Genomic DNA, 21,388 nt, shown 5'->3' with positions numbered 1-21,388 from the left:
GCAAGGGAGAAGGGCATGACCGGCCTCCGACTGGGCCCACTGCTGCGCTACGTCGATCAGGACACCGCCACGGTCTGGCTGGAGACCGAAGGCCCCTGCGAGGCCGAGGTGCACTGCGAGGGCTCCACGGCGGGGGGCGCGGCGCGTACCTGGCAGGTCGCAGGGCACCACTACGCGCTGGTCACCGTCGTCGGCCTGGAGCCGGGCAGCGAGACGCCCTACCGCGTCACGCTGGACGGCCGGGAAGTGTGGCCGCTGGCCGGCTCCGCCCACCCGCCCAGCACCATCCGCACGCTTCCCCCGCCCGAGGCGTCCCCCAGCGGGACCGAGCCGTTGCGGATAGCGTTCGGCTCCTGCCGCTGGGCGGCCCGCCCGGCCGGCTCCCGGCACGACCCGGTGGGCCCCGACGCGCTGGACGCACTGGCGCAGCAGGCCCTCGCGGGCGGTCCCCTGCCCGACGTCCTGCTCCTGCTGGGCGACCAGGTCTACGCGGACGAGACCTCCGCGCGGGTCCGCGCCAAGCTCGCCGAGCGGCGCGACGTGGAGAAACCCCCGTGGGACCAGGTGGCCGACTACGAGGAGTACACCGAGCTCTACTACGAGTCCTGGCTGGACCCGGAGGTGCGCTGGCTGCTGTCCACCGTTCCCAGCTGCATGATCTTCGACGACCACGATGTGATCGACGACTGGAACACCAGCGAGGCGTGGCAGCGCGAGATGCGCGCCACCGACTGGTGGCGCGAGCGCATCCTGGGCGGGCTGACCTCCTACTGGGTCTACCAGCACCTGGGCAACCTCTCCCCGGCGGAGCTCGCCGAGAACCCGGTCTTCGCCGCCGTACGGCACGCGGAGGACGGCACGCCGGCGCTGCGCGCGTTCGCCGAGCGCGCCGACGCCGACCCTGCCGCGGCCCGCTGGAGCTACCGCCGCGACTTCGGCCGCGTCCGGCTGCTGATGGTCGACACCCGTGCGGGCCGCGTCCTGCCCGAGGCCGAACGCCGGATGGTCGACGACGAGGAGATGGACTGGCTGCACGAGCAGGTACTGGACGGCGGCCCCGGAGCCGTCGACCACCTGGTACTCGGCAGCTCACTGCCCTGGCTCCTGCCACCCGCCGTGCACGGGCTGGAGACGTGGAACACCGCACTGTGCTCCGGCGCCCGGGGCGCGCGCTGGCTCGGGTTCAGCGAGAAGCTGCGGCAGCGCGCCGACCTGGAGCACTGGGCGGCCTTCCCCCGTTCGTTCCACGCGCTGACGGAGCTCATCCAGCGCGTGGCCGCCGACCAGGAGGCCCCCGCCTCCGTCAGCGTCCTGTCGGGCGACGTGCACCACGCCTATGTGACCGAGCCCCAGTTCGACGACCTCAAGGTGTCGGGAGGCGGCCGGCCCGCACGGGTGACGCAGCTGACCTGCTCACCCATACACAACAGCATCCCCGCCGTCATGCGGTCGGGCTTCCGCTTCGGCTGGAGCCGGATCGGCCGCAGGCTCGGACAGGCGCTGATCCGGCACGCGCGCGTCGAGGAACTCCCCTTCCGCTGGCGCCGCACGGGCGGCCCCTGGTTCGGCAACATGCTGATGACGCTCACCATGCACGGCAGAGACGCCACCTACGTGCTCGACCGGGCGAGCGCCGCGACCTCGGCGCCGGACGGCACACCCCGCTCCGGTCTGGAGCGGGTCTTCAGCGGCCGGCTCAGCGGAAGCGAACCGGGCGCCGGGAGGGGCGATTGAGGCGCTGACGCGGACAGCCCCTGCGCCGGAGGGTCGGCGCGGGGGCCGCGGCGCGGCACACGGGACCGCCGCGCGAAGTGGGTCAGGCGGGGCGTGTCAGCCCCCGGCCAGGGGCACCGTGAAGCAGGCGAGCCGGGCGCCCGCCTCCCCCGCGTGACCGGCTTCCGTGCGCGTGCCCCTCTCGTGCAGCACCACCGACCTCGCCTCCCCTTTACGGAAGGTCCAGTCGTGGCGCGAGACGGCCTTCCCCTCACCCTTCGCGTTCGTGGTGAAATCCAGCCACACCTCGTTGCGCGGGTTGGCGTAGCGCGGGTCGGTGGAGGGCCGCACCGGATCCTTCTTGTTCTGGTAGTGCGGGCCCGCCGCGTCCGGCCCCGCACCGCACGGCTCGGTGTGGACGTGCGCCCCGTAGGTGCGGTTCTTCGGCAGACCGCCGACCTCCAGCTGCACGCTGGTCGCCCCGTCGGCGACCGTACGGGTGACCCCGATACGCGCCCCGGCCGGCACCTTCGCACGGTCGTAGGTGACCGCGTCGGGGCGCACGAACGCGTTGGCCGGGGAGAACTGGTCGTAGCGCACCAGGACCGACCGGTCGCTCAGGTCGGCGGCACCGGCTCCCCTACCGCCGAGCCGGAGGACACGGTGCGCGCCCTGCCCGTCGGTCACCCTCAGCTCCCGGGTCAGCCGGCCCTCTCCGCCGTCCCCCTTCCGGCGGTCGTCACCGCGGTCGTCGCCGGAGTTCTCGCCGCGGTCTCCACCGCGGTCCTCGCTGGGTTCCTCGCTCGAGTCCTCTCTGCCGACGATCTCCACCGTGCCCGAGCCCAGCCGTAGGCTGAGGTCCCGCAGGCCGACCTCCTTGCCCTGCTGGAGTGACCGCACGATCCGCGCCCCCTCGCCGTCCCCGAGGTCCTCCGAACCCCCCAGATCCGCACGGTTCCCCGGCCCCCGGTTTTCCGGTCCCCACAGATCCCGCAAGACCTTGAGCCCCCGAGGCTTACCGGCAGCGGGTACCTCGCTCGCGGAACTCGGCTCGCTCCCCGCGAACAGCGCCGTCACCACGGTGACGGCGGCCACTCCCCCCACCCCCGCCGCGCGCATACGTGCCCTCATCGTGCTGGCCTCCACCGATTCACGTTGTCCTATGGTCTGATTCAGTGCATCTGTAACCAGCCACGGTGCGAGGGCGTCGCCACGGCCACCCAGCGGCCCTGAGCGGGGGACCCGGGCGTACGCTGTACGGCGGTAACGCGCCAGCCGACGACAGCCGGGCAGGGGAGAAACGGGGACAACAGTGCCGGACATCCTGGGGTCGGTGACCGGATCCCCATGGATCTACGCGGTCATCGCCGTCTCGGTGCTGCTCGACGTCTTCGTACCCGTCCTGCCCAGCGGCGTGCTCGTCATCACCGCCGCCACGGCGGCCGCTGGCACCACGGCGGCCGACGCCGCCGACCTGCCCAGCGCCGCCGCACGGCACGCCGCCCAGAGCGGCCACCTGATGGAAGTGCTGTCGCTGGTGCTGTGCGCGGCGGGCGCCTCCGTCCTCGGCGACCTGGCCGCCTGGCGGCTCGCCTGGCGGGGCGGCGACCGCTTCGACCGCGCCCTCGCCCGCTCCCCCAAACTCGCCTCGGCCCAGGAACAGCTCGGCCGCGCGCTGTCCAAGGGCGGCGGCACCCTCGTCATCCTCGCCCGCTTCGCCCCCGCCGGACGTTCCGTCGTCAGCCTGTCCGCGGGCGCCGCACACCGCAGGGCCCGCGACTTCGTACCGTGGTCGGCGCTGGCCGGTGTGGCCTGGGCCGCCTACAGCGTGGGACTCGGCTACCTGGGCGGCCAGTGGCTGGGCACCAGTTGGCTCGGTACCGCCGTCTCGGTACTCGCGCTGTTCCTCGCCGGAGGCTTCGCCGCCTACCTGATACGGCGCGAACCGCACACCGCACAGGCCGCCGGGCCGAAACCCGTCGACCAGCAGACCCTGACGGCAGCCGGCGCGACGCTCCCAGGACCCGCGACGTTCCCCGTACTGCCGCTGTTCCTGCCCGCCATGCGCGTGGTCGGCGTCCCCGACGCCGTGCTGCCCGGCTTCCCCGGCGCCGTGCCCGGCTTCCCCGGCGCCGGCCCTGCCTTCCCCGGCGTCGCGAGCGAGCCCGCGACGAGCGATGCGGTGACGCACGACGTGGCGACGACACACGAAGCGGCTGCGGGCGAGACGGTGGTGGGCGGCGAGGGTGTCACCAACGCCGCCCCGGCGACGTCGGCTCCCGCGTGAACTCCCCCGGCCGCCGCGGCGCGCCCCAACGGCGGTCCTCGGCCGGACAGCTTCCCCTGGCTCTCCGTCTGCCCTGCTTGTGCGATCCGGCCCATGAGTGCCGCGAGCCGCACGGAGACGTGCGGATGGATCACGACTTCTCCCGGGCCAGGGTCATCCCCCGGCGCGGCGAGCGCGAGCCCCGGCCAAGGGGACCCCACGGCTCGTGCGGCACGGCCCCGACGGCGGTACCCCACTCCGGCGGCACGAGCGGATGACGGTCACACCGCCCCTCCCTGTCCCTGAGGCGCCCCTCCCCCTGACCGGCAAGTGACCGTTCCCGTGCCGGGCAGGCGTCCCGTGCCGGACAAGGCATCCCGCTCCCGGGTCACAATCCGGCGGAGCCGTCGATGCGCTCGCGGAGGAGATCGGCATGCCCGATGTGCCGGGCGTACTCAGCGATCATGTCCACCAGGATCCTCCGCAGCGAGATCGGGCGCCGGTCCACTTGCGGATCCCCGTCGCGTCCAACGACGCGGCAGCGGCAGTGATCTGCCGGGAGCGCGCGCACTCCGCCCGCCAGACGGCGAAGGCTTCGTCGACGTCACCGGTTGGGGCGGGTGTCGTCGTCCCACCGAGGCGAGCGGTGCAGCGGTGCTGGTGTACCGGTCATCGTCGCCTTCCTGGTCGTGAACGCCCGAGTCTGGCAGGCGCCACTGACAGCGGCCGGTCCGAAGTCGCCCCTGCCCGGCCGCCGATGCCGGTGCCGCCGATGTCCGCCCGCTTCACCGGCAGGGGGCGCGCTCACACCGGTGGGCTCCGTGCTGCTCGACGCCGCGCGGCCCGCCGGACCCTACTCGGTCCGCCGCACCGCCATGCACGGCCACGTGGTGAACCCGTGACCGGGTGCCGGTCCGCTGACCGGGCTTCGGCCAGTCACCGGAAGCTCATCGACGCTCGTCCGGGAGCCGGTCGCGCCGACGTCGCGTCCGGGCAGAGAACCCGTTGACCACCAGGAGCACGGCCAGAAGGAACTGGAACACGGCGGCACGCACGGGCTGCCCCACCACCAGGTTTCCGACGCCCCAGGCCACCGCGAGGACAGCCAGCACAGGGCAGGCCCACACGAAGAACCGGTCGAGGGAATGAAGCCACGCCCGGGCCCCGGGATCCATCACACGTCTTTGTGCCATGAACGCCAACTACCCCGAAAGGGACCAACCATGGCCCCGAACCCGCCCGCCGCCGGCGCCGGAGACGACCGTGCCGGCGCTCACCGCCCTCGTGGTGGCCGTCCCTTCCTCGCGGCCCTGGCAACCGTCCACACCGGTCTGTGGCGCATCGAACGAGACTGCGGCGGCCCGCGTGTGACTCCCCCGCTTTCCGTCATGAACTGACGAGTACCACCACAACACACCAAGTCCGACACTGCACTGACGTGTCCCTCTCATCACGGGATAGCATCCGGCATCCACATTCTCAGGGGGGCCATAAACCAGTACCCGCAGCACGACCGTCAGCAGCCCCAGCCGTCATTCCCGCAGCAGCCGTACCAGGGGCAGCCGCCGCGGCAGTTCCAGCCCGTACCGCCACCGGAGAAGAAGCGCACCGGCCTCAAGGTGACACTCGGCGTCGTCGCCGGGCTCATCGTCGTCGGCGCCTTCGCCGGCAGCGGTCAGGACGACGACGCGGGCAGCAAGGACAAGGCCGCCGACACCACCTCCGTCGCCCCCGCCGAAAACGCCGAGAAGGGTGACACGAAGGACGACACGAAGGCGGAAAAGGCCGACAACCCCAAGCCGGCCTCGCAGGCCGACCAGTTCAAGGCCCACATAGCCAAGAACGGCACTGCGCCGCAGCAGGAGGCGTCCAAGCACATCACCAGTGTCACCGGCGCGGACAAGCGGAACGACATCATGGACGCGGCGGAGATCCACACCGACTACTCCGGCGGCCTCACCGGTCCGCACAGCGGCGACGGCAAACTCCTCGCCACCGCCTTCGCCAGCTGGAAACACTCCGACAACGGCCTCGTCACCGTCTACGACGCCAGCGGCGAGATCCTCTCCAACGGCAACTACTGACCCCCTCACCGCGGCCCCGCCAGACCCCGTCTCCGCGGGGCCGCCCACACCCGCGGAAGCCCCGATCACCGCTGCGCACCGCGCCGTGCCACCAGGCCGCGCGTGTCCGACTCCCGCACGGCCTGGCAAGGTCGGGCAGCCCCGGTTCTCCGGCAACCGTCGCGCGCCCGGAGGCTGCCGCCACCGCACCGGGGCAGAGCGCAGGCGGCGGCCGCCTACTTCCCGGACTGGCTGATCCGCTGCTCCACCCACCTGATGACCAGCAGTACCACGCCCATCGTGACGGCCATGCTGATGGAGTCCTGCCAGGAGTCGTACCAAAGCCGGGACACGACGGCGGCGAAAATCCCCCAGGCAACGGCTAATCCGATCCACTTCAACCAGATCATGCGCTCCGCATACCCGCTCCGCTCCCGCTGATCCGCCGGGAGGGACGGCACCACGTCTCGCGGGTAGGGCGGGAAACGGCGCCGAGGGGCTGTACGCGCATTCGCTCGGAGCCGTCACGTCCCTGCGGCGACGGCCGCACGGCACCCGTGGGATGTGGGCCCTGATCACGAACAAGGCCCCTATCGGTACGCCCGACAGGGGCTACTGTCCTGCTATGACCTGTTCTCGGACCGGTGGGCACAACTGGGATCGAACCAGTGACATCCTGCTTGTAAGGCAGGCGCTCTACCGCTGAGCTATGCGCCCGGAGTGGTGGGAGGACAGCGTACCCTGCCCGGCGGTGGGCAGCGCAAACACGGGGTGGGGCGGGGAGGGCGGGGCCGTGAACGAATCGACTCGGGTGTTCGTTGACCTCGGGTGGGAGAATGACAATCGGTCGATGAGCGAGCGGCACACACGGGGAGAGGTTGCGTGGCGGCGATGAACGGCGGCGGTACCCGCCGCTGGGGCTGGGGCAGTGGCCGTGCCGAGCAGTCGCGGACCGAGGCGCAGGCGGCGAAGGACGCCGCGGCCGCCGCTTTCTACGAGCTGGACACCGCCCAGCGTGACCTGCGCATCTCCATCGAGACGATCACCGCCGTCGACGCCTCCCCCGCGGGGCGCAAGGCCGCGGCGGACTTCGCCGACTTCGGCAGACGCATCGACAGCGTCAGCCACGCGTACATCACCACCGTCGACGCGCACGATCTGGACCGCGACGACCTCGACGCCGCGGCGGCCTCCCGGGCCCGCGCCGAGCTGGACCGGGCGCGGCAGGAGCTGGAGCGGGTCAAGGGGGAGCTCGACCGGTTCGCACAGGGCCTCGGATCCCTGCTGACGCGGGCCGAGAACCAGCTCGCCCGGCTGGCCCCCGCCATCGAGCGGGCCCGCCAGGGGCTGCTGGCCGCGAGCAACGCGCTGGACGCGGTGCGGGCCCAAGGTCTCAAGGCGGATGCGCTGGCGGCCCGGCTGGCGGCGCTCTCACCCGAGCTGACCAAGCTCAACGAGGGCGCCGGCACCCACGGGGTGCAGGAGACCTTGCAGCGCGCCGACCGGGTCGTACGGGAGGCGGAGGCGATCCGCGCGGAGGCCGAGGGGCTGCCGCAGAAGGCGGCGGACATCGACAAGCGGCTGGCGTCGCTGCGCACCCGCACGGAGGCGCTCCAGACCCGTGCGGGGCAGGTGGAGCCGGTCCTCAGCGAGCTGCGGCGCCGCTTCAGCGTCGCCTGCTGGCAGGATCTGCAGAACGTGCCGCAGCAGGCCGAGCACTCGGCGCGGCAGGCGAACGAGAAGCTGGGCGAGGCCCGCACCGCGCGGGCCGAGCAGCGCTGGCCCGACGCCACGTCGCTGCTCTCGACGGTGCGGGCGCTGCTGAACACCACCGATGAGGCGGTCAAGGCCGCCGGGGAACGGCTGCGGCGGCTCAACGAGGTCGCGTTCGACCACAGCGAGGAGGTCGAGCGGACCCGTTTCGCGATCCGTGACGCGCAGCGCCTCGCGATGGCCGGGCGCAGCACGCCCGACCCGCGGCACGCGCAGCCGCTGGACAACGCGGTGGAGCGGGTGGACCGCGCGGTCGCCTCGCTGAGCGGCCGCCACCCGGACTACTGGCACCTGCTCACGGAGCTGGACGCGGTGCGCGAGACGGTCCAGCAGGTGGTGGAGCGGATCCGGCACGAGCGGGCCTCGGGCAGCTGACCCCCGGTGGCCGTGCGGAGTCGTCCGGTCACCAGGCGCCGTGTTGAGTCCGGCTCGCCACGGGAGGATGCTGGAGGGTGAGTACCGAGCGCCTCCGACCGCTTCGAGGAGGCCCCCGTGGCCGCTTCTCCCGCCCGTTCCGGCCGCCGGTCGCCCCGGCTGTCCCGGTTGCCCCGGCTGCCGCTCGGGCGCCGCATCCTCGACGAGCACATGCCCGTGCACCACAGGCTCAGCCGGATCTACCGGGCAGGTGCCGGGCTGGTGGGGCTGGTACTGACCTCCTTCGGTGTCCTGGGCCTCACCGACAACATCGGCTTCTTCGACACCGGCGGCGCCCAGGTCGGCGGGCTCAACACGAACGGCGCGCTCAGCGTGCTGTCGATCCTGGTCGGGCTGCTGCTGTTCTCCGGCACGGTGCGCGGCGGCAACTTCGCCTCCAGCCTCAACATCGTTGTCGGTGGTCTGTTCGTCCTCAGCGGCTTCGTCAATCTGGCGCTGCTGGAGACGGGCTTCAATCTGCTGGCTTTCGAGTTGCAGAACGTGCTGTTCAGCTTCGTCGTCGGGCTGCTGCTGCTCGTCTTCGGGATGTACGGGCGGGTGGGGAGCGCCCTGCCGCACGACAACCCGTACTGGCAGCAGCGCCATCCGGAACAGGACGAACGCGTCCGGCGCGCCCGGGACGTGCGCGCGCGGCAGGTGAGGGCGCGCGCACGCGGTGAGGAGCTGCGGCGCCGTGCCTCGCTGTACGGCGGCGAGGAGGAGCCGCCCGTCCCCGGCGCGGAGGCCGAGGCGGAGGCGTCGTCCGCCGCGCAGGAGGCGGCGGTCGACGGGCGGGGGTACGGTCGCGGTCCGCGTGAGTGACCGGCCTCAGGGCCGCCTCGCCCGTGCGCGAAAGTTCCTCGGCCCGCCCCGCGAGCACCTCGGCGGCCCCGCACCTCAGGGACGCGGTGCGGGCGATTGCGTTTCCGCCGTCGCCGCTGCCTTCATCTCCCGCAGGATCTGTTCGCCCGCCAGCACGCCGCGCCGCGGCAGCACCCGCAGGTGCGGCAGCTGCCAGCCGCTGTCGGCGAGTTCGCCGTGTGCCGGACGCCAGGCCAGGTCGGCGGCCTGGAGGAGGTCGGCGTCCAGCAGCGAGTCGCCGGCCGCGTGGACGCGTTCGGTACCGGCCCTGCGGGCCGCCTCCGCCACGGCGGCGCTCTTGGTCAGCGGGTGGGGCACCGCGTAGATCTTGCGGCCCTGGAGGGAGACGCCCCAGCCGTGCGGACCCGCCCAGTCGGCCAGCTCCTTGACCCAGGTGTCGGGCAGCAGGGCGCGCTCGACCACGAGGTAGGCGAACAGGTCGTCGGCGACCCTCTCCTTGAGCAACCACTCGGGCCGTGCCTGCCGCAGCATGTGCGCGCGCACCTGCGCGAGCGGCGCGCACGCGGCCAGTTGTGCGCGCACGTGGGCGCGCCAGTCGGGGTCGCTGTGGCCGTCGACGAGGAGATGGCCTCCGTTGGAGCAGACGGCGAAGCGGGACAAAGGTCCTGGCAGCCGGATGCGGCGGTACTGCTCGGGGGTACGCGTGGTGGCGGGCACGAAGACGGTGCGGCCGGCGAGGTCCTCCAGCAGTGCGGCCGCCTCCTGCGTCATGTAGGAGAGCGGCTTGTGCTCGTACGTCTCGACGCACAGCAGGCGGGGCGCCCGGTGGTCGGGCATGGTCAGCTCCAGCGCGGGGGCGGAGTAGATCAGGGTGCGGTCGAGGTCGCTGGCGACGAGCACCCGGTCCGTCGTCACCTGGCGGCCTTTCCGTCAGCGCCGGTGGCACCGCGCGTGTAGCGGGGGTGGATGATCCCGACGCAGGTGTAGGGCAGGTCGTCCGTCTCCTCGACGGGGACGCCGCGCTGCCGGGCCAGGAGCCGTACGTGGTCGAGGTCGGCGCCGGCGCCGCGGCGGGCCAGTACGCGCCAGGGGACGCGGCGCAGCAGTACGCGGGTCGTCTCCCCGACGCCCGGCTTGATCAGGTTGACGTCGCCGATGCCGTACTCCTCGCTGATGTGTTCGACGGCGCGCCAGCCCTCCCAGGTGGGGGTGCGGTCGGCGGCGGCGAGGGCCGCCACGTCCCGCAGCACGCCCTCGCGGACGTCGGCGAAGCGCTCGGCGACGGTGTCCACGAACAGCTGCGAGAGGTCATTTCCGGCCAGGTGGCGATAGAACTTGGCGCCGTGGAAGTCGTGCGGGCCCACCAGGTCGGCGCGGAGCACGGTGCGCGATATCAGCCCCGAGACGGTCGAGTTGAGGCACGCCGAGGGGATGAGGAAGTCCTCACGGGTGCCGTAGGTGCGCACGCAGGAGCCGGGGTCGGCGAGGACGGCGGGCTCCGGGTTGAAGCGGGGATGGGCGGCGAGCGCCTGGGCCAGTTCCCTGGTGATGGCGCCCTTGCCGGTCCAGCCGTCCACGAAGACGACGTCGGCCGGGTCGTGGTGGGCGGCCAGGTGGGCCAGCGCGCCGACGTCGATGCCGCGGCCCCGGACGATCGAGACGGCGTAGTGCGGCAGCTCCAGCCCTTGTGTGTGCAGTGCCCAGCGGCGCATCAGCACGCCGACGGGCGTGCCGGCGCGCGCCAGCGACACCAGCACCGGACGGGGGCCGCGCTCGGCGAGCACCGTCTCGGTCACGGTGCCGACCGCGCGGGCCAGCCGCTCGGCCGAGGTCTCCAGCGCGCTGTGGAAGAGGCGCTGGTACGCGGCGGAGGGCTGGTATTCGACGGGGAGCGACTCGGCGTAGTGGGCGCCGCCCGCCTGGATGGCCTCCTCGCGCTCCTCGGTGGGCGCCTCGAGATCGACGTCCGACAGGTCGCGCAGCAGCCAGGCGACGTCCTGGGGCGCGTACGAGGAGAAGCCGGGCCCGTACAGCGGAGTGGGCGGGGACGGCGGCTGCGGGGAGGGGACGTGGGCCGGGACGACGGCCAGCAGCACCGTGGGCGCGCATCCGGTGAGCTGGTCCAGCAGTCCGCCGGGCGCGTGCAGCGCGGGGGTGTCGCCCTCGCTGTCGACGACGGCGACGACGGCGTCGTAGCCCCCTCCCGCCACGTTGTAGGCGTAACGCTCCTGCGCTCCGGCCTGCGGGGGTGTGTCGTGCGCGGGGAAGCGCAGCGCGGTACGGATCGCGTAGCCGGGGTCGTCCACGGCCAGGACGGGCGAGCGGGTCGTGGTCGAGAAGCGGATCTCGGCGCGCCCCGCGGTGCGCTCCTCCACCGCGCGGGCGAGGAGCAGCGGCGCGTACATCAGTTCCTCGTTGCCGAGGAAGAGGACACGGGGCGGCTCCCCGGACGCCTTGGGGAGGGCGAGCGCGGAGCACACCCGCTCCGCCATGGCGGGCAGCGCCGCCTGGAGCCGTATCTGTTCGCGCGGGCCGAAGCCGTGGCGTCCGCCGTCCGGCAGCTCCGCCGGCCAGCCGAGCTCCACCCGCTCAAGCGTTCCTCCGGCCGGCGGCGGTGGCGCCGCGGGAGCTTCGCCGTGGGTCTCGACCAGCGCGCGACCACGCGCCAGCACGTCGTCGGGGAGCTCGACGCCGCCCGAGGCGAGGGCCACCACGTCGACGCGGGCGCCCAGGTCGGCGGCGCACTTCTCCAGCGCCGCCACGTCCGCCTCGGCACGGGTGTCGACCAGGGCGGCGACGACGTACCGGGCGCGCGGCGCGGCGGCGTGCAGCGCCGCGATGGTGTTGCGCACCGTCCTGCCGGTGGACAGCTCGTCGTCGACCAGTACCAACGGGCCGCCCGTGCGCAGCTGCCCGGGATCCTGGGGAAGCAGCAGGTGTGAGGTGGCGTGGCTGTGCTCCTCCTCGAAGCCGCCGAACCGGCCCACTCCCTGGACGGCCCGCCGGGTGGAATGCAGGGCGCCCACGCGGCTGCCCATGGTGTGCGCGACGGTCAGTCCGAGCCCGGTTGCCGTCTCCGCGAAGCCCAGGACGGCGGAGCGTGCGGCCTCGTCGGCGCCGAGCAGTGCGCGCACCTGTTCGCCCAGGCGGCGTCCTGCTCCCAGGACCGCCGCGGGCCGCTGCGGCACGTGCTTGCCCAGGACGGTCGAGACCAGCAGGTGCGCCCGCTTGGGGTTGCGCCGCAGGGCGAGGCCCAGGAGTCCCCGCAGCCCCTCGTCCAGGCGTACGCCGAGCCGTTCGGACACCCAGTCGCCCGGCCAGACAGCGGCGTCTGTGTCCCACGCGGACCCCGCGGCTCCCGCGGCCCACCCGCTCCGCCCGCGCACGCCGCCGTCACCCGGTGCGTTTCCGTTCACTTGACTCCCGCCGCCAGCAGCTCGACGAAGCTCACGCCCTCGCGTGCCACGCCGAAGACCTCGCCGCGCAGCAGTGTGCGCTCGGCCCAGGCGCGGTGCGGCTTCACCTCGTTCATCTTGTTCGTGTACGCGGAGCGCAGCACTCCGCCTCCGCCGCGCTCAGGGCGCAGCACGTCGGTCGCGTCGCAGAACTCCTCGTGGCTGACGACCGACAGCGCGTGCACGGGAGCCACGTGCGAGGGGTGGATGCAGGTCTTGCCGAGCAGGCCGTTGGCGCGGTCGAGGGCGATCTCGCGCAGCAGCCCGTCCATGTCGTGCTCGATCAACGCCGTGCGTATCTCCTCGGCGCGGCCGCTCCGGAACGGACTCTGCCTCAGCTGCGGCTTGAACATTCTCTCCTGTGGCCGGAAATACTCCCACACGGGCCCGGTGACGGTGAACCCGGTGCCGTCGGCACGGCCCAGCACATTCACCACGTCCCCGATGACCGAGGCGACGATCTGCACGTCGTAAGCGGTCATGTCGGGGGTGCGGCGCAGCCCGTAGGCGGAGCAGAAGTCGGTGACCCCCAGCCGCAGTGCCAGGATCCGCTCGCGGTACTTCTCCAGCGTGCGCGCGATGCCCGCCAGGGCCTCCGGCCGGGTCTCCCTGTGCAGCAGCTGCGGCGACTCCAGGACGGGCATCGCGAACAGCCGCCGCCCGCACGAGACCTCGGCCTCGGTGAGCGCCTCCAGGAACGCCACCGAGTGGTCCTCGGTGAACTTGGGCAGCACGAAACCCGACAGCAGCCGCACCGCGGGACCCAGCCTGCGCACCAGCCCGGTGATCTGCTCCGCCGCCCGCACCCGCACGAACAGCAGCGGCAGCTCCTCGCCGCCCCCCGCCTCGGCCAGCGCGCCCAGCTGGCGCACCAGATTCTCCTCGGCCCGCACAACGTCGGCGTCGGCTATCGAGTCCTCCAGGCAGAGCACCATCGAGACCACGCCCCGGGCCGCCTGCTTGCGCACGTCGTCGGCCAGCTCCTCGCGGGTGGCCGGGCTGTAGAGCGTCGCACCGAGCGCCACCGCCAGGGTGCCGACGGGCGCGTCGGCCGTGAACTCCGCCGGTGGGCGGTGGAAGAGGGCGCCGAGACGCTCTGGCGTCAGGTGCCGGAAGTGCCGCATGAAGTCCCCGTCTCGCCGATCTCGCTTGCCGCGCGGCCGTCCGCAGCCGGCTGGCGTATCTCTCCTCCCGCGGACCGCCGCGGTGGCCGTACGGCTGCTCATCGTACGTACGAGGACCGCTCGGAAGTTCCCCCGCTCAGCGCTGGGCACCGCGGACACGTACGGGTGGCAGCCCCGCCCGGTGCCCGTCCCGCGTTGTCGCGGCCGTCCCTGCGGGGGCAGGATGAAGACATGACGCACGCGATGACGAAGGGTTCGAACATCCAGCTGGAGACCACGGCCGTGCGTGCCGTGCTCTGCTGGGCGCCTGGCACCGGCGTACCCGACGTCGATGCCTCGGCGCTGCTGCTGGGCGCGGACGGCCGGGTCAGAACCGACGACGACTTCGTCTTCTACAACCAGCCCCGGCACCCCTCGGGGCTGGTACGGCACCTCGCCAAGAAGCGCGAGCCGGAGGGGCTGCGGGACACCGTCGAGGCGGACCTGGCGGCCTTGGACGAGACCGTCGAGCGCGTACTGCTCGCCGCGTCGGCGGACGGCGGCACCTTCGCCGCCGTCCGCGAGCTGCGGCTGCTGCTGCACGACGCGGGGGCGCGGAACGGCACGGCGGACAGCGCTGCGGGCACGGGAGGGAGCGCGCACATGAACGGCACGGCAGGCGCACAGCTGCTGGCACGCTTCGACATCGAACCGGAGACCGGCGCGGAGACGGCCATGGTCTGCGGTGAGCTCTACCGGCGCGGCGACGGATGGAAGTTCCGGGCGCTCGGACAGGGCTACGACACGGGGCTGATCGGCCTCGCCACGGAGTTCGGCATCTCCGTCGACGAGACGGACAACCCCGAGCAGAACGCGCCGGGAACGGCCCGGCGCCCCGAGCGCGACCCGGACGCCACGGTCGCCCACGTACCGGGCGCCGACACCGTCGGCGCCGACGACTTCACCCTGCGGCCGCCCGGCGGCACCGTCCCCCAGCCGCCGCCCGAACCGCACCCCGAGCCTTCACCGCACCCGGTGCCGCCCGAGCCGCAGCCCGAGCCGTCGCCCCGACCCGAGCCCGGGCCACCGCCCGGACCTCCCGGACCCGGGCCCCGTCCCGACCCGGTGCCCCCGGGCCCGCCGCCGGGGCCCACGCCGGGCCCCGGGCCCGCACCCGCGCCCGAGCCCGGCCCGCCACCGCAGCCGCCCTCCCCCGAACCGCCGCAGCCCACCCCGCAGCCGGACCCGGCCGGGGTGGCGGCCGGGGCCGTCACGGCGCCCCTGCCGCCGCAGGGCGCCCCACCGTTCGGTCCGCAGGGCGCCCAGTCCATCCCGGCTCCGCCCGCCCACCAGCCCGCCTACGGCTACCCTCAGCCGCCCCAGCAGCCTCCGACGACCCAGCCTGCGTACGGTTACCCGCAGCCCACCTACGGTTACCCGCAGCCCGACCCGGCGTTCGCACTGCCGCCCCAGGGGCCGCAGTTCCTCACCCGGCACTAGAGGGGCGCTCCGCACGCGGGTGGGCGTCACCACGGCAGCCGTGTTGCGCGAGAGGCCCGGTGCTGCACGGTCTCACCAGCGCGCGAGGGGCCCCGGCCGGTACCGGCCGGGGCCCCTCGCAGGTGCTCCGTTCGCCCGCGCGCTTCAGACCTTCTGCGTCTTGTAGCCCCGGCCCCACTGGAGACCCCAGCCGTAGAGCCGGTCCAGCTCGGCCTGGAAACCGTAGACGTACCGCACCTCGCGCCGCACCCGCAGCTCCCCCTTGACGTTCTCCATCAGCAGCACGGCACACGAACGCGCCTGCGGCGCCCGTTCGTCCAGCCCGACCTCCACACGTGGGCCGTTGCTGGGGAAGATCGAGACGATGGCGTGCGTACGGTCGAACGCCGGGGTGCCGTCGTAGATGTAGACGAAGAACAGCAACCGCCTGATCTCGTCCTTGTGGTCGAGGTTGATGTAGATGGTCTCGCCCGACGGCGAGCCGAACCGGTCGTCACCGGTGAGCTTGACGTAAGGCGGCGCGTTCCAGTCCCCCAGGAAGTTGCCGAGCGGCTGGACGACACCCTTGCTGCCGTCCACCAACTCGTACATGCACGCCAGGTCGAGGTCGACGTTGACGACGCCCTGGGTGTGCCCCTGCACGGCGTGCGGTCTCAGTGCCCGCAGGGGATGGCGCAGCGAGCCCCTGCTCCGGGAGCGCCCGTCCAGATCCGAACTGCGCATCCGCCACGACAGGTTGACGCGCATGCTGCCGCTGTCCGCACCCTGCTTGGTCAGCGACAGCTCGGAGTGCCGCTTGGTCAGCTCCACCGCGTACGTCGAAGGACCGCCGACCGTGTCGAACTTCGGTCCGCGCCGGGACATGCCCACACCGCGCCGCCAGTTCTCCCACAGGGAGACCATCCCGCACCCCCAACTCCTGCTCGGAACGCCCACTCACGCCACGGGGCGGCTCCGGGGCCCGCGAGACCCGAGAGGGTCCGCACCACCGCGAAGCCGCCCCGCTGGGAGCGTTCCTCGTTCGTCAGCCGGTCACACGCGTGAGGCGGCCTCGGATTGCTCGCTCTCGTCCCCGTCGCCGCCTTCTCCCCCAGCAGCCTCGATGGCACGGTTGCGCCGCACCGAGGACCAGAACGACAGGGCGATGAGTACGACACCGACCAGACCCGTGATCACCTCGTTGATCTGGAACTTGATGGTGACGAGCAGGATGACGGACAGGGCACCGATGGCGTAGTGCGCGCCGTGCTCCAGGTAGACGTAGTCGTCCAGCGTCCCCTGGCGCACCAGGTAGACCGTGAGCGACCTGACGTACATCGCGCCGATGCCCAGACCGAGCGCCATCCAGAAGATGTGGTTGGTGACCGCGAAGGCGCCGATGACCCCGTCGAAGGAGAACGAGGCGTCCAGCACCTCCAGGTAGAGGAACATGAAGAAGGCGGCCTTGCCGGCCATTCCCACGGCCGTCGGCTGCTTCCCCGCGCGCTTGGCCGCTTCCTCCTCTTCCTGCTCGCGCTCCTCTTCCTCCTCCAGCTTGTCCTCGAAGTGCCCCGAGAGTCCGCCGACGATCAGATACGTGATCAGACCGGCGATACCGGCCAGCAGCACCGTGCCGGACTTGTCGGCGTGCGCGCCAGCGTGCTGGTGGGCTGCGGTGGCCAGGGTGGTGGAGGCCACCAGCAGCGCGATCAGCGCGATGCAGACGGAGAGACCGTTGACCTTCCCGAGCCGCGAGAGGGGACGCTCCAGCCAGCTGATCCACGTGTGTTCGCGCTCGTCGAAGATGAAGTCCAGGAAGATCATCAGCAGGAACATCCCGCCGAACGCGGCGATGGCCGGATGCGCGTCCGTGACCAGCTGCTCATAGCGGTCCGGATTGTCCAGCGCGACCTGCACGGCCTCGATCGGGCCCACCTGGGCGGTGATCGCGACGATAATGACCGGAAAGACCAGCCGCATACCGAATACCGCGATAAGAATGCCGACCGTGAGGAAGATCTTCTGCCAGAAGGCGTTCATCTTCTTCAGCACGCCGGCGTTGACGACCGCGTTGTCGAACGACAGCGAGATCTCCAGGATGGACAGGATCGCCACGAGGGCGAACGCCTCCCACCCCCAGAAGAACGCCGCTGCGGCCAGTCCGACGGCTGTCACGCCGAAGGACCAGCCAAAGGTTTTCAGGAGCACTGGCTTCCCAATCCGGTATCCGGTCTACGTATGTTCACAAAGCGCCATGACGGCCGAGCCGACGGTGACGGCAGAAACGCCCGAAGACGACAGAGATGTCAAAGACGACAGAAGCGCCGAAGACAGCAGCGGCTCTCAGGCGACATTGACGCCGAAGTCTAGAGCGATGCCCCGCAGCCCCGAGGCGTACCCCTGGCCGACTGCACGGAATTTCCACTCTCCGTTATAGCGATAGAGCTCCCCGAAGATCATCGCCGTCTCCGAGGACGCGTCCTCCGTCAGGTCGTAACGGGCCAGCTCCACGCCGTCAGCCTGATTGACGACCCGGATGTAGGCGTCGGTGACCTGCCCGAAGGTCTGGTGCCGGTTCTCCGCGTCGTAGATCGAGACGGGGAAGACCACCTTGTCGACCTGGGCGGGGACCAGCGACAGGTCCACCAGGACCGTCTCGTCGTCCCCACCGCCCGTGCCACCGACCAACTCGTCGCCGGTGTGCTCCACAGAGCCCTCGGGGCTCTTGAGGTTGTTGTAGAAGATGAAGTACTCGTCACCCATGACCCGGCCGCCCGAGCACAACAGCGCACTCGCGTCGAGGTCGAAATCGGCACCCGTCGTGGAACGGGCCTTCCAGCCGAGACCGATCTGGACCTGGGTCAGATTCGGTGCGGCCTTCGAGAGGGAGACGTTTCCCCCCTTGGCGAGCGTCACGCTCATGTTCGATGTTCCTCTCCCCGGCTCTCCCGGCTAGCCCCGGCTCTCCCGTTCCCGGCCCACGGCCGGCTCATCCGTCTCCCGGCCCACGGCCGGATGGGCGCTTCCGCCTCCCGGCTCGCTCCGGGCCACTCGGTCCGCGTGCGGCCGGAGCGGCGCACCGCGGTGCCCTCAGTGTGTCCGTACCACCGGGCGCCGCACACCTCCCGATTACGGAAGCCTGCGGCGCCCGTGGCTGCCGGTCCCTGGCAGCGCGCCCCGCCGGCCCGACGCTCGGGCCCGCGGGGCGCGGAGTACCCGCCCTGGGTTCCTCAGACGTTCACGCCGAAGTCCTGCGCGATACCGCGCAGACCCGAGGCGTACCCCTGGCCGATGGCGCGGAACTTCCACTCGGCACCGTGCCGGTAGAGCTCCCCGAAGACCATGGCCGTCTCGGTCGACGCGTCCTCACTGAGGTCGTAGCGCGCCAGCTCGTTGTTGTCCGCCTGGTTGACGACGCGGATGTAGGCGTTGCGCACCTGGCCGAAACTCTGCTGGCGGCTCTCCGCCTCGTAGATCGAGACGGGGAAGACGATCTTGTCGACGTCGGCGGGCACTCCCGCGAGGTTCACCTTGATGACCTCGTCGTCGCCTTCGCCCTCACCGGTGAGGTTGTCACCGGTGTGCTCGACCGAGCCGTCGGGGCTCTTGAGATTGTTGAAGAACACGAAGTTCTGGTCGTTGCCGACCTTGCCCTCCGGATTCGTCAGCAGGGCGCTCGCGTCGAGGTCGAAATCGGCGCCGGTCGTCGTACGCGCGTCCCAGCCCAGACCGACGATGACCGCCGTCAGGTTCGGGGCCTCCTTGGTCAGCGAGACGTTGCCGCCCTTGCTGAGGCTGACTCCCACGAGTCCTCCTGGTCAGTTGTTCGTGAGGAGCACTGCGTGCCCCCGTTTTCGGATGCCGTCAGATCAACGATTCGATCCTAGTGAGCGGTTCCCCGGGACACAGCCCTCTTACAGAGCTGATCCGGGTCGCACCGGGCCCCCCGGGGGCGCCCGGAAGCGCCGTCCCGGCGCGGCGGGACGGCAATGGCGTGCGGTGACACGCGTACTCAGAGGCTTGCGAGAGCCTTGACGTAGTCGTTGAGGTCCCGCGCGTCGGGCAGACCGTTCACCACGGTCCAGCGGACGACGCCCTCCTTGTCGATGACGAAGGTGCCGCGCACCGCGCAGCCCTTCTCCTCGTCGAAGACGCCATAGGCACGCGAGGCCTCACCGTGCGGCCAGAAGTCGGACAGCAGCGGGTACTCCAGACCCTCCTTCTCCGCGAAGACACGCAGCGCGAAGGGCGAGTCGTTAGAAACCGCGAGCAGCTGCACCTCGTCGTTGACGAACTGCGGCAGCTCATCCCGCAGGGCGCACAGCTCACCGGTGCACACCCCGGTGAAGGCGAAGGGGTAGAAGAGCAAGACGACGTTCTTCTTGCCCTGGAAGTCCGAGAGCCGCACGGCCTGGCCGTGCTGGTCCTTGAGCTCGATGTCGGGGGCCTTGGTGCCGGCCTCGATCGCCATTGGCACTTTCCCTTCGGTGGACGGGACAAAGATGCCCCCACCCTATGCACCGCCCCCTGACCGCCGGGCGGCGGTCAGGGGCCGGTGCAGCGGGGCGGCAGCCCGGCAGCCCGGCGACGGGGCCGGGCTGCCGCCCGTGGTCAGGGCTTGCCCGCCGCCGGGGCGGGGCCTTGCTGCCGCTCGCGGCGGGGCGTTGTTCGCCGCTCGGGGCGGGGCCTTGCTGCCGCTGGGGGCGGAGTCGGGCCGCCGCCCCCGGGTCGGATCGGGCCGCCACCCCGCGTGGGATGGACCGGGGCCGCTGCCCCGGTGACCCCCCCGGGGGGGGAGCGGGCCGCCCACCTGGGCCAGGGATCAGCTGATGCCCCGGGGGTCGGGGGGATCGCTTCCCCCGCCAGTCCGTGGGCCAGGCTTCGTCCAGGGCAGGTGACGGGCCCCGCCCAGTCCGGGCCAGGTGATGCCCACGGAAGGTGACGGGCTGCCCGCCCGGTCCGGGATCAGGTGACGCCCAGGGAAGGGTGACGAGCCGCACCGCCCACTCCGGGGTCAGCTGGCGCCCGGGGCGGCCCGAGACGGACTGGGTCGGGGGCCCGGAAGGCCCGGGTGGGCCAGGGGCGCCGAAGCCGGGGCTGGTGACATCAAGGGTGGGCGAGTGACACCCGTGGTCGGGGCCATGGACCGGAGGTGGGGGGTGGGGAACGTGAGTCGGACGCCAGCCGGGCTGGGGGTGGGGAGCCGGAATCTCGACCGAGGGCCACGCATCGTGGCCGAGTGCCCGGGCCGGGACCGGGTGCCGGGGCCAGGTGCCCGGGCCGGAGCCGGCGGCGAAGGTCGAGAGGCGCAGCCCGGGCGCCCGGGCTGCGGGCCGGGACCGACAGCCAAGTCGAGGGCGCGGGCCAAGCCTCAGGGGCGCGGGCCAAGGCTTAGAAGCGGGGCCAGGGGGCGGGGCCGGGGCGGAGCCTTGGAGCGAAGCCCTGGCCGGGGGCCGACGGGTGCAAGGATCCCGCCCCGAGACCGCCGAGGGTCGTGGGGCTTCGGGCGCAGGTCGGCCCCGAGCACAGGTCGGGCCCCGAGCACAGGTCGGGCCCCGAGCACAGGTCGGGCCCCGGTGTTGCTCGGAGGGGTCCGAGTCGCACCGGGGCCGGCCGCGTGTACGGACACGCACGGGGCGGGATACCCGCGGCGACGGCGCGCTGTCGCGCCGTCGCTCAGCGCTTGTTCGGAGCGCCCTTCGGGGTGACCAGGCGGCTGCCCGTCCAGTCCTTGGCCGCGTTGAAGCTCTTGGTCTGGGACAGGCCCGCGGTCTTGGACGCCTCGCCGATCTCGCTGGGCTCGACATAGCCCTCGCGCCCCGTCTTCGGGGTCAGCAGCCAGACGGGTGCGCCCTCGTCGATCATCGTGATCGCGTCCACCAGCGCGTCCGTCAGATCACCGTCCTCGTCGCGGAACCACAGCACCACGGCGTCGGCCACATCGTCGTACTCCTCGTCGACCAGCTCCGTGCCGGTGCTCTCCTCGATGGACTCGCGGAGCTCCTGGTCGACGTCGTCGTCGTAGCCGATCTCCTGGACCACCTGTCCGGGCTGGAAACCCAGCCTTGCGGCGGGGTTGGTCCGCTCCTCCGCGTGGTCCGCGGTCGCGCTCACGGATTGCCTCCAGTCATGTCTCGCGAATATGGGGTTGAGCCTCGCGCGTACGCGAAGCATGGGCCGTAGTCCACACGGGCGGGCCGGATCACGCAAGTACCCGGCCGTCGATCCCGCACAAACGTTGACGTGTCATCCCACAATGCCTGATCGAGAGTGGTTCAGGCCACATTGCGGTCGCCGCGA

At 72.1% G+C, this 21,388-nt stretch carries 16 protein-coding genes, 1 tRNA gene and 1 pseudogene; 6 read left to right on the top strand and 12 right to left on the bottom strand.

What is annotated here, in order from left to right:
* The first annotated feature begins 15 nt into the window (after positions 1-15).
* Positions 16-1,734, top strand: a complete 1,719-nt coding sequence (locus DQ392_RS27440; RefSeq protein ID WP_114018387.1) for an alkaline phosphatase D family protein — start codon at positions 16-18, stop codon at positions 1,732-1,734.
* 96 nt (positions 1,735-1,830) lie between these two features.
* On the opposite strand, the gene DQ392_RS36300 is transcribed toward DQ392_RS27440, so the two are convergent.
* On the bottom strand, positions 1,831-2,844 hold the full coding sequence (locus tag DQ392_RS36300) for a superoxide dismutase family protein (protein WP_425470614.1): 1,014 nt from the start codon (positions 2,842-2,844) through the stop codon (positions 1,831-1,833).
* 181 nt (positions 2,845-3,025) lie between these two features.
* Between DQ392_RS36300 and DQ392_RS36025 the strand changes: the two genes are divergently transcribed.
* Positions 3,026-4,000 (top strand): DedA family protein, encoded by a 975-nt coding sequence (locus tag DQ392_RS36025; RefSeq protein WP_114018385.1) that lies wholly within the window; start codon positions 3,026-3,028, stop codon positions 3,998-4,000.
* Between the two features lie 367 nt (positions 4,001-4,367).
* Here DQ392_RS36025 and DQ392_RS27425 read toward each other — a convergent pair.
* Positions 4,368-4,588: pseudogene (locus DQ392_RS27425) on the bottom strand (mycothiol transferase); the annotation flags it as partial.
* Between the two features lie 1,010 nt (positions 4,589-5,598).
* Here DQ392_RS27425 and DQ392_RS27415 point away from each other — a divergent pair.
* Positions 5,599-6,063: a hypothetical protein gene (locus tag DQ392_RS27415; protein WP_114018383.1), complete on the top strand. Its 465-nt coding sequence runs from the start codon at positions 5,599-5,601 to the stop codon at positions 6,061-6,063.
* A gap of 624 nt (positions 6,064-6,687) precedes the next feature.
* On the opposite strand, the gene DQ392_RS27405 is transcribed toward DQ392_RS27415, so the two are convergent.
* A tRNA-Val gene (locus DQ392_RS27405) sits at positions 6,688-6,759 on the bottom strand.
* Positions 6,760-6,933: 174 nt separating this feature from the next.
* On the opposite strand from DQ392_RS27405, the gene DQ392_RS27400 reads away from it, so the two are divergent.
* Together DQ392_RS27400 and DQ392_RS27395 are read left to right on the top strand one after the other, a co-directional pair.
* Positions 6,934-8,190 carry a coiled-coil domain-containing protein gene (locus DQ392_RS27400; RefSeq protein WP_425470629.1) on the top strand — a complete coding sequence of 419 codons (1,257 nt, stop codon included), beginning with the start codon at positions 6,934-6,936 and terminating at the stop codon, positions 8,188-8,190.
* A gap of 210 nt (positions 8,191-8,400) precedes the next feature.
* Positions 8,401-9,051, top strand: coding sequence for a DUF4383 domain-containing protein (locus DQ392_RS27395; protein WP_114018658.1), 651 nt, complete (start codon positions 8,401-8,403; stop codon positions 9,049-9,051).
* Between the two features lie 75 nt (positions 9,052-9,126).
* On the opposite strand, the gene DQ392_RS27390 is transcribed toward DQ392_RS27395, so the two are convergent.
* The 3 genes from DQ392_RS27390 to DQ392_RS27380 form a co-directional block, all read right to left on the bottom strand.
* The gene (locus DQ392_RS27390; protein ID WP_245982093.1) at positions 9,127-9,888 is read right to left on the bottom strand and encodes an HAD family hydrolase; all 762 of its coding nucleotides are present in this window, start codon (positions 9,886-9,888) and stop codon (positions 9,127-9,129) included.
* Between the two features lie 74 nt (positions 9,889-9,962).
* A complete protein-coding gene (locus DQ392_RS27385; protein ID WP_114018657.1) occupies positions 9,963-12,437 on the bottom strand; it encodes a phosphoribosyltransferase in 2,475 nt (824 codons plus the stop codon).
* A gap of 26 nt (positions 12,438-12,463) precedes the next feature.
* Positions 12,464-13,630, bottom strand: a complete 1,167-nt coding sequence (locus DQ392_RS27380) for an HpcH/HpaI aldolase/citrate lyase family protein (protein ID WP_114018379.1) — start codon at positions 13,628-13,630, stop codon at positions 12,464-12,466.
* Between the two features lie 231 nt (positions 13,631-13,861).
* Between DQ392_RS27380 and DQ392_RS27375 the strand changes: the two genes are divergently transcribed.
* On the top strand, positions 13,862-15,109 hold the full coding sequence (locus DQ392_RS27375; protein ID WP_114018378.1) for a TerD family protein: 1,248 nt from the start codon (positions 13,862-13,864) through the stop codon (positions 15,107-15,109).
* A 144-nt stretch (positions 15,110-15,253) separates the two neighbouring features.
* On the opposite strand, the gene DQ392_RS27370 is transcribed toward DQ392_RS27375, so the two are convergent.
* From DQ392_RS27370 to DQ392_RS27345, 6 genes are all read right to left on the bottom strand, one after another.
* Positions 15,254-16,012: a TerD family protein gene (locus tag DQ392_RS27370; RefSeq protein ID WP_114018377.1), complete on the bottom strand. Its 759-nt coding sequence runs from the start codon at positions 16,010-16,012 to the stop codon at positions 15,254-15,256.
* Positions 16,013-16,141: 129 nt separating this feature from the next.
* Positions 16,142-17,296 carry a DUF475 domain-containing protein gene (locus DQ392_RS27365; RefSeq protein ID WP_114018376.1) on the bottom strand — a complete coding sequence of 385 codons (1,155 nt, stop codon included), beginning with the start codon at positions 17,294-17,296 and terminating at the stop codon, positions 16,142-16,144.
* A gap of 135 nt (positions 17,297-17,431) precedes the next feature.
* Positions 17,432-18,010 carry a TerD family protein gene (locus tag DQ392_RS27360; protein ID WP_114018375.1) on the bottom strand — a complete coding sequence of 193 codons (579 nt, stop codon included), beginning with the start codon at positions 18,008-18,010 and terminating at the stop codon, positions 17,432-17,434.
* 308 nt (positions 18,011-18,318) lie between these two features.
* A complete protein-coding gene (locus DQ392_RS27355; protein ID WP_114018374.1) occupies positions 18,319-18,894 on the bottom strand; it encodes a TerD family protein in 576 nt (191 codons plus the stop codon).
* 206 nt (positions 18,895-19,100) lie between these two features.
* Entirely contained in the window at positions 19,101-19,559 is a 459-nt protein-coding gene (locus tag DQ392_RS27350; protein WP_114018373.1) for a peroxiredoxin, read from the bottom strand.
* 1,205 nt (positions 19,560-20,764) lie between these two features.
* The gene (locus DQ392_RS27345; RefSeq protein ID WP_114018372.1) at positions 20,765-21,202 is read right to left on the bottom strand and encodes a DUF3052 domain-containing protein; all 438 of its coding nucleotides are present in this window, start codon (positions 21,200-21,202) and stop codon (positions 20,765-20,767) included.
* Positions 21,203-21,388: the final 186 nt, after the last annotated feature.

The organism is Streptomyces reniochalinae, from assembly GCF_003323735.1.
GTDB lineage: Bacteria > Actinomycetota > Actinomycetes > Streptomycetales > Streptomycetaceae > Streptomyces > Streptomyces reniochalinae.
Note: the sequence above shows the minus strand (reverse complement) of the source record. Positions and strands in the feature narration are given on the sequence as shown.